Origin of the sequence: Sodalis sp. RH21, assembly GCF_047324175.1 — a bacterium.
Lineage (GTDB): Bacteria > Pseudomonadota > Gammaproteobacteria > Enterobacterales > Enterobacteriaceae > Acerihabitans.
The window spans coordinates 3,849,263-3,864,206 of the sequence record NZ_CP178732.1; the positions used below are offsets into that span (position 1 = coordinate 3,849,263).

The 14,944-nt window shown below is 56.1% G+C and carries 13 protein-coding genes; 5 read left to right on the forward strand and 8 right to left on the reverse strand.

Annotated features, from left to right (window positions below):
* The first annotated feature begins 91 nt into the window (after positions 1 to 91).
* Positions 92 to 1,222 carry an N-methyl-L-tryptophan oxidase gene (gene solA / locus ACL2XP_RS17670; protein ID WP_413734253.1) on the forward strand — a complete coding sequence of 377 codons (1,131 nt, stop codon included), beginning with the start codon at positions 92 to 94 and terminating at the stop codon, positions 1,220 to 1,222.
* Here the strand turns inward: solA and ACL2XP_RS17675 are convergent.
* Entirely contained in the window at positions 1,216 to 2,280 is a 1,065-nt protein-coding gene (locus ACL2XP_RS17675; protein ID WP_413734254.1) for a rhodanese-related sulfurtransferase, read from the reverse strand. The genes solA and ACL2XP_RS17675 overlap by 7 nt on opposite strands.
* Positions 2,281 to 2,474: 194 nt before the next feature.
* Between ACL2XP_RS17675 and ACL2XP_RS17680 the strand changes: the two genes are divergently transcribed.
* The 3 genes from ACL2XP_RS17680 (at position 2,475) to mdtG (ending at position 6,087) form a co-directional block, all read left to right on the forward strand.
* A complete protein-coding gene (locus ACL2XP_RS17680) occupies positions 2,475 to 3,572 on the forward strand; it encodes an NADH:flavin oxidoreductase/NADH oxidase (RefSeq protein ID WP_413734256.1) in 1,098 nt (365 codons plus the stop codon).
* 175 nt (positions 3,573 to 3,747) lie between these two features.
* The gene (locus tag ACL2XP_RS17685; protein ID WP_413734258.1) at positions 3,748 to 4,668 is read left to right on the forward strand and encodes a Kdo(2)-lipid IV(A) acyltransferase; all 921 of its coding nucleotides are present in this window, start codon (positions 3,748 to 3,750) and stop codon (positions 4,666 to 4,668) included.
* 192 nt (positions 4,669 to 4,860) lie between these two features.
* A complete protein-coding gene (gene mdtG / locus ACL2XP_RS17690) occupies positions 4,861 to 6,087 on the forward strand; it encodes a multidrug efflux MFS transporter MdtG (RefSeq protein ID WP_413734260.1) in 1,227 nt (408 codons plus the stop codon).
* A 22-nt stretch (positions 6,088 to 6,109) separates the two neighbouring features.
* Here the strand turns inward: mdtG and ACL2XP_RS17695 are convergent, their stop codons facing one another.
* On the reverse strand, positions 6,110 to 6,514 hold the full coding sequence (locus ACL2XP_RS17695; RefSeq protein WP_413734262.1) for a hypothetical protein: 405 nt from the start codon (positions 6,512 to 6,514) through the stop codon (positions 6,110 to 6,112).
* A gap of 315 nt (positions 6,515 to 6,829) precedes the next feature.
* Between ACL2XP_RS17695 and ACL2XP_RS17700 the strand changes: the two genes are divergently transcribed.
* On the forward strand, positions 6,830 to 7,210 hold the full coding sequence (locus ACL2XP_RS17700) for a MysB family protein (protein ID WP_413734264.1): 381 nt from the start codon (positions 6,830 to 6,832) through the stop codon (positions 7,208 to 7,210).
* Positions 7,211 to 7,216: 6 nt separating this feature from the next.
* Here the strand turns inward: ACL2XP_RS17700 and ACL2XP_RS17705 are convergent, their stop codons facing one another.
* The 6 genes from ACL2XP_RS17705 to ACL2XP_RS17730 all read right to left on the reverse strand — a co-directional run bounded on the left by ACL2XP_RS17705 (position 7,217) and on the right by ACL2XP_RS17730 (position 14,832).
* Positions 7,217 to 7,447 carry a YceK/YidQ family lipoprotein gene (locus ACL2XP_RS17705; RefSeq protein WP_413734266.1) on the reverse strand — a complete coding sequence of 77 codons (231 nt, stop codon included), beginning with the start codon at positions 7,445 to 7,447 and terminating at the stop codon, positions 7,217 to 7,219.
* Positions 7,448 to 7,468: 21 nt separating this feature from the next.
* Entirely contained in the window at positions 7,469 to 8,116 is a 648-nt protein-coding gene (locus ACL2XP_RS17710) for a hypothetical protein (RefSeq protein WP_413734268.1), read from the reverse strand.
* 194 nt (positions 8,117 to 8,310) lie between these two features.
* Complete coding sequence (gene mdoH, locus ACL2XP_RS17715) at positions 8,311 to 10,830, reverse strand: glucans biosynthesis glucosyltransferase MdoH (protein ID WP_413734270.1); 2,520 nt, start codon at positions 10,828 to 10,830, stop codon at positions 8,311 to 8,313.
* Positions 10,823 to 12,391, reverse strand: coding sequence for a glucan biosynthesis protein G (locus ACL2XP_RS17720; RefSeq protein WP_413734272.1), 1,569 nt, complete (start codon positions 12,389 to 12,391; stop codon positions 10,823 to 10,825). The genes mdoH and ACL2XP_RS17720 overlap by 8 nt, the downstream gene beginning before the upstream one ends.
* Positions 12,392 to 12,815: 424 nt before the next feature.
* Positions 12,816 to 14,252: a phospholipase D family protein gene (locus tag ACL2XP_RS17725; protein ID WP_413734274.1), complete on the reverse strand. Its 1,437-nt coding sequence runs from the start codon at positions 14,250 to 14,252 to the stop codon at positions 12,816 to 12,818.
* A 64-nt stretch (positions 14,253 to 14,316) separates the two neighbouring features.
* Positions 14,317 to 14,832 (reverse strand): O-acetyl-ADP-ribose deacetylase, encoded by a 516-nt coding sequence (locus tag ACL2XP_RS17730; RefSeq protein WP_413734275.1) that lies wholly within the window; start codon positions 14,830 to 14,832, stop codon positions 14,317 to 14,319.
* Positions 14,833 to 14,944: the final 112 nt, after the last annotated feature.

Consider the following 14,944-nt stretch of genomic DNA (forward strand, 5'->3'; position numbering starts at 1 on the left):
ATGTTTCCGCCAGATGACATCCGCCCGCTCATTGGCCGGATAATTTTCTACCCCCCTACGATTTGCACGGGACCCAGCAGGAATAATCCGCATGGTTTATGATTTGATTATTATCGGCAGTGGTTCAGTCGGCTCAGCCGCTGGTTTCTACGCTACCGAAGCCGGTCTTAATGTCTTAATGATTGATGCCGCTTTTCCTCCGCATCATGCCGGGAGCCATCATGGCGATACCCGGCTCATTCGCCACGCGTACGGCGAGGGGGAAAAATATGTCCCGATGGTGCTGCGGGCGCAAACCCTGTGGGAAGAGCTGTCTACGCGCAGCGACTGCGCCTTGTTCCATCGCAGCGGCGTGCTCAATCTCGGGCCGCGCCAGTCCGGGTTTATCAAAAACGCCATCGCCAGCATCCAGTCCTTTGCGCTACCCTGCGAAATATTGAATGCCACCCAGATTAGCGCCCGCTGGCCTGAATTCAGCCTGCCGGATGACTATCTGGGGGTGTTTGAGCCGCAGGCGGGCTATCTCAAGTCCGAATTGGCGATTGCCACTTATATCCGCCTGGCGGAACAGGCCGGCTGCGCCCAGTTGTTTAACTGCGGCGTGACCGATATTCATCACCAGGGGCGGGAATTTGATGTCACCACCCAGGAAGGCAGCCATTATCAGGGGCATAAACTGCTGGTGTCGGCCGGGACGTGGGTTAAAAAATTATTGCCGTCCCTGCCGATCACCCCGGTGCGGAAAGTTTTTTCCTGGCACCAGGCGGACGGCCGTTTCAGCGAAGATAATCATTTCCCGGCCTTTACCATCGAGACCCCCAATGCCGGGCATTACTACGGTTTCCCGGCGGTCAAAAATGAGCTTAAGGTGGGCAAACATGACGGCGGGCAGCCGATCGACGCGCCGGAACAGCGCACCCCCTTCGGCAGCTATCCCACCGACGGCAGCGAAAATTTCACTTTCCTGCGTCATTTCCTGCCCGGGGTCGGCGTTTGCCTGACGGGAGAGGCCTGCACCTACGATCTGTCGCCGGATGAGGATTTCATTATCGATACCCTGCCAGGCAATAAAGATATGCTGATTGTCAGCGGCTTAAGCGGCCACGGCTTTAAGTTCGCCAGCGTATTGGGCGAGATCGCGGCGGGCTTCGCCGCCGGGGAACACAGTGCGTTCGACCTCGCCCCGTTTTCGCTGGCGCGCTTTGATAACCGCGCTTATTGACCGTCAGGTTCACCCGGCGCCTCATCGGGCCGGGTTAGCGATAGCCGCTGCCGGGATTTGTTAAAAATCTTCATGCCGTTTTCACGGCCCGCCCGCAGCGCCCGCTGCTCTTCCGGCGGCAAGGCTAATTCATCCCGGCAGGTCGCGCTGCAACAGTGCTGATAGCGATCGGCGCAGGCCGGGCACTGGATAAACAGCAAATGACAGCCCTGGTTGGCGCAGTTGACATGGGTGTCGCAAGGGGCGCCGCACTGATGGCAATGGGCAATGATATCGGGTGTTATGCGCTCGCCGAGCCGCTCGTCGAACACAAAGTTTTTGCCGGTGAATTTTAGCGGCAAGCCCTGCTCCCTGGCGCGCCTGGCGTATTCGATAATTCCGCCCTCTACGTGATGGACGTTGGTAAAACCATGGTGCTGCATATAGGCGCTGGCTTTTTCACAGCGTATCCCGCCGGTGCAGTACATGACGATATTTTTGGTTTTATCCGCCGCCAGCATCTCGACCGCCATCGGCAGCTGCTCGCGAAACGTATCCGACGGCACCTCGATGGCGTTATCGAAATGCCCCACCTCATATTCATAATGATTGCGCATATCGACGAATAAGGTATCGGGATCGTCGGCCATGGCGTTGACCTGCTCCGCGTTTAAGTAGTGACCGACGTTGGATGGATCAAACGTGGGGTCGTCGATGCCGTCGGCCACTATGCGCGCCCGGACCTTCATGCGCAGCACCCAAAAGGATTTGCCGTCATCGTCCAGTGCGACGTTCAGCCGCACTCCGTCCAATGCCGGATGGGCGGCATACAGCGCGGTTTTGAAAGCGCTAAAACGGTTTTGCGGCACGCTGATCTGCGCGTTAATGCCTTCACCGGCGATATAGACCCGGCCAAAGACGCCCAGCGCCGTCATGGCCTGATATAGCCCGTCGCGAAATGCCTGGGGGTCGTCCAGACGGAAATATTTATAAAATGACAGGGTGATGCGCGGCTCGGTTTCGGCCAGCATCAGCGCTCTGAGCTCTTGGTTGGAAACCCGGTTGTGTAACACTGGCATGGTGTACGTTCCTGGAGTGGGTGATTAATCAGAATGGCCGGCATCATACCGCAAATGATTAACATTTATCAAAATCCCGTCCGTGATTTTTCCCGAACCGTAGACGGAAAAAGCATTTATCGCCGAGTTAAAAAAGAGTTAACTTGCTAACGTTACACATATGTACGTCATACGTTCAACTTTGAGGCAATATTATGAGCCAGCTATTTTCACGATTCGCCCTGGGACAATTAGCATTGCCTAATCGCATCGTGATTGCGCCAATGTGTCAGTATTCCGCCGACGAAGGCAAAGCCACCTCCTGGCATCAGATCCATTTAGGGCACCTGGCCCTGTCGGGCGCGGCGCTGCTGATCGTCGAAGCCACCGCCGTCAACCCGGCCGGGCGCATTTCGCCGCGGGATCTCGGTTTATGGGACGAAGGAACGGAGCAGGCCCTAGCCGATGTCGTGCGCAATATTAAACAGCACTCCCCCATCGCGCTGGGCATACAGCTCGCCCATGCCGGGCGTAAAGCCTCGACCCGGGTTCCTTGGGAAGGCGGTAGTAATATCGCGCCGGATGCGGGCGGTTGGCAGACATTGGCGCCCTCGGCGGTGCCTTATGCCGAAACGGACTTTCCGCCCCAGGCCATGACCCTGCAGCAGATTGACCAATTAAAAGCGGATTTTGTCGCCGCGGCCAAGCGCGCCGAGCGGATTGGTTTTAATCTGATTGAATTGCATGCGGCCCACGGCTATCTGCTGCATCAATTTCTTTCCCCGCTGGCTAACCAGCGCCAGGATAGCTATGGCGGTAGTCTGGAAAACCGCATCCGCCTGACGCTGGAAGTCGTTCAGGCGGTGCGGGCGGCGGTGTCGCCGGGCATCCCCGTCGGAGTGCGCATTTCCGGCTCCGATTGGGTGGCCGGCGGATGGGATATCGAGCAATCGACCGTCCTGGCCAAAGCGTTAAAAGCGCAGGGTTGCGATTATATCCACGTCTCCAGCGGCGGGTTGTCGGCCTTGCAGAAAATCCCGGTCGGTCCGGGCTACCAGGTGCCGTTTGCCCGCCGCATTAAACAAGAGACCGGGCTTAATACCATCGCCGTCGGACTGATTACCGAACCCGAGCATGCCGAAGCGATCGTGGCCACCGGCGAAGCGGATATGATTGCGCTGGCCCGCGCGGTGCTTTACGATCCGCGCTGGCCGTGGCATGCGGCGGTCAAACTCGGGGCCAAAGTTAATGGGCCCCGGCAGTATTGGCGCAGTGAACCGCATTATGTAAAAGATTTATTTTTAAAAAACTAAGCCGCGCCGAACCGCGCCTGCTAGGCAAAAGGCGCGCATATGGACAAAATTATGTTTTTTTGCGCGCCGCTTTGCTTCCCCTTTTCAGAAAAAATGCCAGAATAAAGGTAGTGTTGGTGAAAATATCGCATTAAGGACGATTTTTTGCCATTTACACCTTAGAAAACGAGAACTCATGACAAATATTCCAACTTTTAACCGTTCTCTGCTCCATCCGCGCTATTGGCCGACGTGGATAGGAATAGGACTGTTATACCTTGTCGTATTATTGCCATATCCTCTGTTATATCGCCTCGGGACCTTCCTGGGACGCCTGTCCATGCATTTTCTCCAACGGCGCGTACATATCGCCAGACGCAACCTGGAACTGTGCTTTCCAAATCGTTCACGTGAAGAAAGAGAAGAGCTGCTCATTAAAAACTTTGAATCGGTGGGCATGGGGCTGATTGAAACCGGAATGGGCTGGTTCTGGCCGGACTGGCGGGTCAAGCGCTGGTTCAAGGTTTCGGGACTGGAAAATATCCAGATCGCCCGCAATCATAACCAGGGCGTATTGCTGATCGGGCTGCATTTTTTATCCCTGGAATTGGGTGCGCGTATTTTTGGCATTTATAATCCCGGCATCGGGGTTTATCGTCCCAATGACAATAAGCTGCTCGATTGGCTACAAACCTGGGGGCGGATGCGCTCCAACAAATCAATGCTCAATCGTTCGGACGTCAAAGGCATGATCCGCGCCCTGAAAAACGGCGAAATCATCTGGTATGCCCCGGACCACGATTACGGTCCGAAAAGCAGCGTATTTGCCCCGCTGTTCGCCATAGAGCAGGCAGCCACCACCGCCGGCACCCATATGCTGGTGCGCCTGGGCAAACCCGCCGTAATCCCGTTTGTCCCGCGCCGGTTGCCCGGCGGCCAGGGTTACGAGCTGATCATCCTGCCGGATCAACAGGAAGTGCCGCTTGATAGCGACGTAGCCACCGCCACCTATATGAATAAAGTGCTGGAGAAAGCCATCCTGCTGGCGCCGGACCAATATATGTGGCTGCACCGCCGCTTTAAAACCCGGCCGCCGGGAGAACGGTCGCTATATTGACCGCCCCCTGACGATGCCGAGCGCCGTTGCCAATGCGCGGCATCGTCCGCCAGGGTGCAAAACATGCCCCTGAAATTGCCCGCTGCCCCGTTTAAGCGCATACTTGTACCTAATTATGCAAAAAATCCCGGCGAGAACGCCCCCGTGCCCTGTCAACGTATCTGACCGCCGTTACCTTTCTTATAGGATGTTATGACGTCGGTACCGGAACCCATCAATTGGAAACGTAATCTTTATATCGCCTGGCTCGGCTGCTTTCTTACCGGCGCGGCGTTTAGCCTGATCATGCCGTTTCTGCCGCTGTACGTGGAGTTGCTCGGCGTCACGGATGCCAGGGAGCTGAATATTTGGTCCGGGGCGGTATTTAGCATTACCTTTCTGTTTTCGGCTATCGCCTCGCCGTTTTGGGGCGGGCTGGCCGATCGCCGCGGGCGTAAACTGATGCTGTTGCGATCGGCGCTGGGCATGTCCATCGTGATGGTATTAATGGGCATGGCGCAGAATATCTGGCAGTTCTTGGTACTGCGCGCCCTGTTGGGGCTATTGGGCGGGTTCGTGCCCAATGCCAACGCCTTGATTGCCACCCAGGTGCCGCGCAACAAAAGCGGCTGGGCGCTGGGCACCCTGTCCACCGGCGCGGTCAGCGGCGCGCTGATCGGCCCGCTGATTGGGGGGTTCCTGGCGGATCATTACGGGCTGCGCCTGGTATTTTATATCACCGCGCTGGTGCTGTTTATCTGCTTTATCACCACCCTGATTTACGTCGATGAACGATTTACCCCGGTATTGAAAAAAGACATGCTCTCCGGCCGGCAGGTTTTCGCTTCCCTGAAAAAGCCGCGCCTGGTGCTGAGCCTGTTTGTCACTACCATGATTATCCAGGTGGCCACCGGCTCCATCGCCCCGATTCTGACGCTGTATGTGCGCGAGCTGGCCGGTAATATTCAAAACCTGGCGTTTGTCAGCGGATTGATTGCCGCCGTGCCCGGGGTGGCGGCGCTGATCAGCGCACCGCGCCTGGGCCGCCTGGGCGATAAAATCGGCCCGGAACGGATTTTAATCGCCATGCTGGGGTTATCCATCCTGTTGCTGATCCCCATGTCGTTTGTCCAATCCCCCTGGCAGTTGGGCGTGCTGCGGTTCCTGCTGGGCGCCACCGACGGGGCGCTGCTGCCGGCGGTACAAACGTTGCTGATTTATAATTGCACCAATCAAGTGGCCGGCAGGATATTTAGCTATAACCAGTCGTTTCGCGACGTGGGCAATGTCAGCGGTCCGTTGATTGGCGCGGTGGTCTCCGCCAGCTATGGTTATCGCGCGGTATTTTGCATCACCGCGCTGGTGGTATTGTTTAACGTCATCTATTCCTGGTGGAGTTTGCAGCATGGCCCATCGAGGATTCGACTGCCCAACGAATAACCCGGCGCGCCATAAGCCGGACCTAGCGGGGCGGCAATGGCGCGGCAGCGTCCGGTTCCGGGTGATGGCCTTTATCGCCCTGATGGTCGGGTACCCGCTCCACCGATATGCGCACCTGATAATGGCCGCCGCTTGGCGCCGGGATAATACTGTTTAGCTTTTGAATAGTTTCCCCGGGGTTATCGGTAAGGGCCGACGCGCAAAACAGCTCGCCGCCGCGGCAAAAGCCCGGGCCGTGCGGCGGCATCATCATCGGCCTGCCGGGGGACTGGAAAAACGTCGGCGGCGCACTTTCCAGCGATGGCGCAGGTTGCGAGGCGGGCGTGGGCGCCGGGCTTGCGGTTGCCGGCGCAGCCAGGGCGGGCAGGCTTAATACGGCGGCGGTCGCAACGGACAATAACGCCAGTTTTTTGCTTACAGCGATCATCTTTTTACTCCAATTGTCAGTGCCAGACCTTACTGTAGCGCCTACCGGCCCGCCGTTAAGCCCTGGCGCCGTCCTTTTGCAAAAACTTTACCTATTGCGCGTATCCCCTTTGCAATGATTAACACTCCGTAACTTTCCTGCGCCATCGCGCTTTTCCCCCGGGGCGGCGGCCACTTTTTTTCACCCCGTTGACGCCGTGCACATAATCATTATCGCGGCGGACTTGAAAGTTTTCAGACTCCGACAACAATTACTGTTGGGCCCGAAACGGGCACGGCGAAAATCGTAGCCACTCACGATGACAGGAGAGCCACAATGAGCATGTACGCAACTCTGGAAGAAGCCATAGAAATCGCGCGAGAAGAGTATTTGGAAGCCTCGCGCGACAGCAGTAACGACGATGAAAGCCCGGCGGTGCATCAATTCAGTTTGCAGAAATATGTCATGCAAGATGGTGAAATCATGTGGGAAGCGGAATTTATGGCCGATGAAAACGACGCGGCCGACGCACTGCCTTTTCGCACGGGCGAAGCCGCCCAGGCCATCTTTGACGGCGACTATGACGAAACCGAACTGCGCGCGGAGTGGCTGGAGGAGAACACGCTGCATGAATGGGACGAAGGGGAATATCAGTATGAGCCGCCGCTGGACACCGAAGAGGGCCAAACCGCCGCTGACGAATGGGAAGAACGCTAACGCCAGTTACCGGTAGGGACCATGGCGCATATCAACCGGCAGCAGGATGGTATCGACCACCATCGACATGGGCAAATCGATGATGGTGATGTATTTCCAGGGGGAATCGCGCAAATCCCATTGCACCCCGGGATAATACTGATTGCCATGGCCCTGCCCCGGGAACGTGCGGCTGATAATGCTGCCGCATCCGGTCAGGGCTAAAATCGCAATCATCAGCAGACACATCCTGGGCATAAAGGGCACCGCTACCTCGGGTTACTCGGCGGCGCGACTCCCGGCATCGGCGGTCACCCTTGCCGCGCTGCGACGTTTATCAGCCACGTAGAGCACCGTGGCCAGCAGGCAAAGGCTGTAGCCGAACAGCTCGCTCCCTTCCTCTACGGCGCTTTTTACCGTCCGGATATAACCATCCTGCAACAGGGTGCTCCAAAGCCCGCCAATTCCCATCAGACGGGAAAATATCAGCACATTGAGCAGGCCGGCGCACAGCATGCCATAACTGGGATGTTTAAAAAAGCCCACCAAGCCTCGCAGCGCGCGCCTGGCGTCCGCGGCGGCAAATATCACGCAGCCCAGCGTAATCGCCATCGCCACCCAGAACCACGAACCATGGCGTATCTGGTCAAAGGCGAAATCCAGCTCGCGCACCAGCATACAGGCAAAAAAGCCCGCCACCAGCATGCTGCTGGCGCGTAGCGCCGGATAGCGCATCAGCCAGATATGCAGCGAGATAATGATCACCAGCACTGCTTCCTGCGCGATTTCCGTCAGCGAAGCCTCTCTGACGATATCATGGAAAAAATGGATATCGATAAATAAAAATGATGTGAAGGCCGAGACCACTGCTCCGAAGACGACAAAGGCACCTAATTTTTTAACAATAAACAGCAGATCGTTGTGCATCAGGCTACCCATTAAAACCATAAAGGCCAAAAGTCTAGCGGCCACCGCCCTGGAGGGAGTGGCAATAAATGCTAACGGCGACTTTTTCTTGTCATATTTGATCTCAGGTTATCACCGGAATGATTCATAAGTAAAATCGACGTAAAAAAAACCGCCCTCAAAAAGCGGCGGTTAATGGATTCACTGGCGGGACGCTATTTTCTATTCCAGGCCGGCCAGGTTAAAGGTTGCGACCACAAGCGTAAATGCAGGCGCGACAGGATAACCGGATCGCTAATAATAGCCAGGCGCTGAGGGCCATTCATCGCGGCCGGGCCGCTTTGCAGCGCCTGCTGGACAAGCTCGTCGCGCACTCGCTCTATGGCTTGGCTGACGCCGTGGCGGGCGGTGGCCATGCCTACCGCCAGCGCGTTGTACGCCGGGTCGATCGCGGCGTGGCGGAAACCGTCCGCCAGCGCCCGGGCCTGATTACGCCGCAGATATCGTTCAGTATCCACCAGTTCCTTGGGCGGCGAGTACTCTTCCGGGATCAGGAACAAGCTGACGCGCTGGCAGGCCAGGCCGAGATTGGCCCGGCTGGAATAGACCGATACGATGGGCGACAGGATCAGCGAAAATACGATAGGCGACAGCCACCATAAAAACCGCAAATCCAGCCAGGCCATGCCGCCGGCCCATACCAGCCCCAGCAGCATTTGCGGGCCATGGCGCACAAAAGATTCGCTCCAGGGCGTGGCGTCATCGTCGCGCTGCGGTGAATTCCATTGTACCGACCAGCCCAGAAACGCGCTGACCACGAATACCGTGTGGAACAGCATGCGCACCGGCGCCAGCAGCACCGAAAACAGCATTTCCAGCAGCATGGAGCAGAACAATATTATGGCCCCGCCGTACTCCTTCGCGCCCTTGGCGATAATCAAAATCACGCTGAGCAGCTTGGGCAGAAATAGCAAAACCATGGTGGTGGAGAACAACGCTATCGCCAGTTCCGGACGCCACTGCGGCCATACCGGAAACAGTTGCCGCGGCTGAAGGAAGTATTGCGGTTCCATTACGGTGTGCACCACCTGCAGGGCGGTGGACAGGGCCAAAAACATAAACCACAGCGGTGCGGACAAATAGGACATCACGCCGGTCAGGAATACCGCGCGATGGACCGGATGCATCCCCTTGACCAGAAACAGCCGGAAATTCATCAGGTTGCCCTGGCACCAGCGGCGATCGCGCTTTAACTCATCAAGCAGGTTGGGCGGCAATTCTTCATAACTGCCCGGTAAATCATAGGCAATCCAGACGCCCCAGCCCGCACGCCGCATCAGTGCGGCTTCCACGAAGTCATGGGACAGGATCGACCCGGCAAACGAGCCCTCCCCCGGCAGGGGCGCCAGCGCGCAATGCTTGATAAAGGGTTCAACGCGAATAATCGCATTATGCCCCCAATAATGGGATTCCCCCAGTTGCCAGTAGTGCAGCCCGGCGGTAAACAGCGGCCCGTAGACCCGGGTGGCAAACTGCTGGCAGCGCGCATATAGCGTATCCATCCCGGACGCTTTCGGCGCGCTTTGGATGATGCCGGCGTTGGGATTGGCTTCCATCAGCCGCACCAGATTGGTCAGGCAGTCGCCGCTCATCACGCTATCGGCATCCAGGATCACCATATAGCTGTATTGCTTGCCCCACCGGCGGCAAAAATCATCGATATTACCGCTTTTGCGTTTCACCCGGCGGCGGCGGCGGCGATAAAAGATCCGGCCAAAACCGCCGGTTTCCTGGCAGAGCTCCATCCAGGCTTTTTGTTCGGCGATGCAGATATCGGCGTTGTAGCTGTCGCTCAGGATATATACGTCGAAGTGTTCGATTTGACCGGTCGCTTCCACCGATTCATAGGTGGCGCGCAAGCCGGCGAATACCCGCTCCACATCCTCATTGCAGATGGGCATGATAAGCGCGGTGCGATGTTCGATATTGAGCGGCTCGTTGCCGGTGGTGCTGGCGGAAATGCTGTATTTGTCGTGGCCGATCAGCAACTGGAGAAACCCCATCAGGGCGGTCCAGAAACCGGCGGAAACCCAACAGAACAAAATGGCGAACAGGATCAAAATGCCGCTTTGCAAAATATAAGGCAATAACTGCAATAGGGATTGCGACCAGTTCTGATGCATCATGTCCATCGGGTCGATAAGCGCCCAGCCCTGATACGGCAGGATGGTTTTCATATACCAGGTGGCAATGGCGGTCTGGAATAACGTCAGCGCCAGCAGGATATAGCGGCGCATGGTGCCGACCCTGCGCCAGTTGCCCTCTTCCCGCGCCGCTTCCTGTTTATGCCGCGGCGCCCGGGTATGGCCGCGCATCGCATCCCAGTATCGTACTATCGGGTTGGTTAACCAGGGTTCGGGGAACATCGGGGTGCGGGTAATGGTGGGCATGGCCTTGATGGCGGTGCGGCCCTGGCTATCTTCCACCAGCACGTCTTTATGGGTGGCGGTTTCCGGCCAGGCCATGGTCAATCGGGATTTCACGGAATCCAGCGCGGCATCATCGGCGGGTTCATTTAGGGTAATATCGGGGGCCATGCCCCCGATATCGGCGTGCAGCGATGCGAGGGATTGACTGCCATCCGACGGCACCTTTGCGCGCAAAATGCCTTTTTGCTCGGCAGAAAGGGGCAAAGCCTCGATATAATCGAGGCTGGATTCAGTTGATTTATTCATTGGCAGGTAGCAAATAGCTCCAGGTTTCAGTCAATGTCTTATCGCCGTTTACCAATGCGGCGCGCATCTCGGTGGGTTGTTTTTCATCTTTCACGCGCAGACGCAGTGTCAGACGCCAGCCATGCGTCACTGAATTATAGCGGACATTGTTTTCGACCACCTCGGCATTATCGCCAACGCTTATCTGCGACATCACGGGAGTATTATCGGGGAGATCCTTTAATACCTGCCCGACGAAGTCCACCTGAAATGCGGTGGTGCCGTCCGGCTGACGAATCAAATTAGACTGTTTGACATCCCCTGCTGAACGTAGGGTTTGCTGAACATAGGCGAATTCCGGGGTATGAATTTTATCTTCATCGCGGGAAAAATGCATCCGGTAAGCGATATCAAACGGTTTACCCGCTTCAGGCTGCTTTTCCGGCGTCCAGAACGCCACGATATTATCGTTGGTTTCATCCGCAGTCGGGATTTCCACCAGTTCGACGTGTCCTTTGCCCCAATCGCCGTGCGGTTCTATCCATCCGCTCGGGCGCAGATCGTAACGATCGTCCAGATCTTCATATTGCGAGAAAGATCGGCCGCGCTGCAACAGGCCAAAACCACGCGGATTTTCCACCTGGAAGGTGCTGACGGATAAATGGCGCGGATTATTCAGCGGACGCCAAATCCATTCGCCATTACCGGCATGGATGGACAGGCCGTTGGAATCATGCAGCGCCGGACGGTAGTTCATCGTCGGGGAAGGCTGGTTCGGGCCAAATAAAAACATGCTGGTCAACGGCGCCAGTCCCAGTTTGCCCACTTTATCACGCAGGAATACCTTGGCCTGCACATCGACGCTGGTGTCGCGTCCCGGATAAATGACAAACCGATACGCGCCGGTGGCGCGCGGCGAATCGAGCAGCGCATAAAGCACCAGATGCTTATCATTGGCCTGCGGCCGTTCAATCCAGAATTCGCGAAAACGCGGGAATTCCTCGCCGGACGGCAACGCGGTATCAATAGCCAGCCCACGCGCGGAAAGGCCATAAACCTGCCCTTTGCCGATCACGCGAAAATAGCTGGCCCCCAGCATGCTGGTTATTTCATCGCTTTTATCCGCTTTATTGATGGGATAGAGGATTTTAAACCCGGCGAAACCCAGATTTTTAACCAGTTCGGGATCGTGATTCACCGAACCAAAGGTGAACAAATCCGAAGAATATTTAATCTCGGTAACGGCGTTCGACGTTACTTCGTTGATTTTAACCGGCGTGTCGAAATACATCCCCTGATGATAAAACTCCAGCTTGAAAGGGGTCGGCTGATCGTGCCAGTAGGACTTTTCATGATTGAACTGAATCTGCTGGTAATCAGCAAATTTCATTTCACGGAATTGCGAAGGCAAATTGCTTTTGGGTGCCTCATAACCTTTACCAGCCAGTTCCTGCGCTTGTTTAGCCACATCGTCTATAGAAAATGCCCATGAGGGCAAAGCGTATAACGACAACAACACCGTTGCTCCCAGCAAACGGAGACTCGCTTTAGGTAACCTGACGAAAAATTTATTATTTGGCACATCCCCCCCTCTGCGTGTGCTCTTAATCATTTAAAGCAATTTTAATTGATAAATCACTTCTCGGACAGCATGGTACAGCGATCGTTCCTCACCTTAACCTTACCGGCTCAGTGTTTAATCAATAGGCTAAAAAACAAGCTCATCTACCGGTAAAAGATAGTCTAAAACAGCAAATTCCAACAATCGGTACCGCCCGCTGATTTTACCTGAGCCGTCAGCGGGGGGTTAATCATTTTTAACGCTAAACCCGAAGTTATTAGAAATGAGGCGTTTTATGACCCCTGGATGACAGTAGCCGGAGGAAAATCGGCGTGCCGCCGTTACCGGCGCGTGACCGCCGGCGAACTATTATTTAAATTGGTTGATTTTATAGGAAAAATCTCATTTCAATACCGCGCCCCGGCGCAATGAAATCCGCCGCATTTTATAATAACCAATCAACGGGCAAATGATAAAGCGCACGGATAAACCAGCGCTCCAGAATATGGGTTTGCGGCTCTTGCCAATGAATCACCACCCGATCCCCGTCGTGTTCCCGCCAATACATTTTGCCGTGCTCATCGAGCCCCACTTCATAGGCATTTTGGTTCAAGGTGCCGATAAACAGCCCATGAATGGTTTCGGCCAACTCTTCGCTGCCTATGACAAAACCCATTTCAGTATTAAGCATCGCCGAGCGGGGGTCAAAATTAAACGAACCGACAAACACTTCACGGCTATCGACGCTGAAAGTCTTGGCATGGAGACTCGATCCGGATTTCCCCGTCAGGCCCCGATCCCGCGGCTGGCGGTCGGTGACGCTATCGCGCTTGAGTTCATACAGTTTAATGCCGTGTTGCAGCAGCGTGCGGCGCCATTTGGCATAACCAGCATGAACAATGGCGACATCATTGGCTTTCAGGGAGTTGGTCAGTACCGCGACGCGCACGCCTTTTTCAGCCAGCATGATCAGTTGTTCCACGCCCGCCCGGGTAGGAACAAAATAAGGCGAGATAATGTCCAGGCGCTGCTCGGGTTCATTGATGACGCTTTTCAGGCGGCTGGTCAGCAGGGCCTTGTCGGCGACCTGTCCCAGCGCCTTGGCCGGGTCGTCGCTGAGCAGCCGCGTCTTGGCCCAGATAAACGGCAGGTTGCCGTCCTGCAGCCGGACGAAGAAATCCGCCTGCTCCAGCCGTTTGACGTAGCGTTCGGCGTGGGGATCAACGCTGACCTGCCCCATCTTGCTGCTGATGGTGTTTTTGTTTTTCCGGCGCGGCGGCGGCACCACCTGCGCTAACAGGCTGACCGACGGGCAATCCCAATAACGCTGGAAATCGCGACCGACCTGTTCCACCACCGGACCAATGGCCAGGACGTCCAGATCCGAAAACAGCTGCTCGCCGCCGGCGCTGAAGTATTCATCGCCCACATTGCGCCCGCCGATAATGGTGGCCTGGTTATCAATGGTAAAACTTTTGTTATGCATGCGCCGATTGAGGCGCGCAAAATCCGTCAGATAAGAAAACGCCCTGACGGCGCGGGTCTGGAAGGCATTAAATAATCTGACCTCGATATTCGGATGCTGATCGAGGGCCAGCAGGATTTTATCCAGGCCGCGGGTGTTATTATCGTCAAGCAGCAGCCGCACCCGAACGCCGCGATCGGCCGCGCGCTGCACCACGCTGTACATCAGCATGCCGGACATGTCTTTGTTCCAGATATAATATTGCAAATCCAGCGTCTGCTCGGCCAAATCCGCCAGCTTCATGCGCGCGGCAAAAGCATCCAGCCCGTCGGATAAAGGATAGATGCCGGATTGATCGGGATGGATATGCGTGAGCCGGGAAATAGCGTGTCCGATACGCCCGTTAAGTCGTTGCATGAATGCTGCTCATAAGAAAAATTGGGGCCATGGTACTCCCGGAATTATAAAGGAAAACACTTCATCATAGCTGCGAGCGGTATAATTGTGCGTTTTCCCGATCAAAACACGCGAATATGACGTTTTCGGGCCAGGGATTATCTTTCAGGAAACCGCTAACCGCATCAATGGCAATCCGCGCCGCCTGCGCCTTGGGAAAACCATAGACGCCGGTACTGATGTTGGGAAACGCAATGGTTTTCATCCGCTCCTGCCGGGCAATGGCAAGGCAGCTCAAATAGGCCTGGCGCAGCAACGCCGGCTCATGCTGCCCGCCATCCCGCCATATCGGGCCAACGGTATGGATAACCGCGCGCGCCGGCAGGTTCCCCGCGGTGGTTTTGACCGCCTGGCCCACCGGGCATCCGCCCTGCCGCCGGCGAATGCTTGCGCAGGCCGAGGCAAGGGCGGGGCCCGCCGCGCGATGAATCGCCCCGTCGACGCCGCCACCCCCGGCCAGCGCGCTGTTGGCGGCATTCACGATGGCGTCGACTTTTAACGTGGTGATATCCCCGGCCACTACTGTGATTCGTTCAGACATGCCGCCCTCCGGCTGCGCCCGCGCCGGCGTTTTGCACAGCGCGCCGAAGCGGACAAAATTTGACTCGCATCGTTTTTTACGCTTCTCTGGTCTATTAAATTTGCAGCCTGGA

Excerpts from the sequence above, each read along its gene's own strand:
- solA (WP_413734253.1), top strand. The coding sequence starts at position 92 with ATGGTTTATGATTTGATTATTATCGGCAGTGGTTCAGTCGGCTCAGCC.
- ACL2XP_RS17675 (WP_413734254.1), bottom strand. The coding sequence starts at position 2,280 with ATGCCAGTGTTACACAACCGGGTTTCCAACCAAGAGCTCAGAGCGCTG.
- ACL2XP_RS17680 (WP_413734256.1), top strand. The coding sequence starts at position 2,475 with ATGAGCCAGCTATTTTCACGATTCGCCCTGGGACAATTAGCATTGCCT.
- ACL2XP_RS17685 (WP_413734258.1), top strand. The coding sequence starts at position 3,748 with ATGACAAATATTCCAACTTTTAACCGTTCTCTGCTCCATCCGCGCTAT.
- mdtG (WP_413734260.1), top strand. The coding sequence starts at position 4,861 with ATGACGTCGGTACCGGAACCCATCAATTGGAAACGTAATCTTTATATC.
- ACL2XP_RS17695 (WP_413734262.1), bottom strand. The coding sequence starts at position 6,514 with ATGATCGCTGTAAGCAAAAAACTGGCGTTATTGTCCGTTGCGACCGCC.
- ACL2XP_RS17700 (WP_413734264.1), top strand. The coding sequence starts at position 6,830 with ATGAGCATGTACGCAACTCTGGAAGAAGCCATAGAAATCGCGCGAGAA.
- ACL2XP_RS17705 (WP_413734266.1), bottom strand. The coding sequence starts at position 7,447 with ATGCCCAGGATGTGTCTGCTGATGATTGCGATTTTAGCCCTGACCGGA.
- ACL2XP_RS17710 (WP_413734268.1), bottom strand. The coding sequence starts at position 8,116 with ATGCACAACGATCTGCTGTTTATTGTTAAAAAATTAGGTGCCTTTGTC.
- mdoH (WP_413734270.1), bottom strand. The coding sequence starts at position 10,830 with ATGAATAAATCAACTGAATCCAGCCTCGATTATATCGAGGCTTTGCCC.
- ACL2XP_RS17725 (WP_413734274.1), bottom strand. The coding sequence starts at position 14,252 with ATGCAACGACTTAACGGGCGTATCGGACACGCTATTTCCCGGCTCACG.
- ACL2XP_RS17730 (WP_413734275.1), bottom strand. The coding sequence starts at position 14,832 with ATGTCTGAACGAATCACAGTAGTGGCCGGGGATATCACCACGTTAAAA.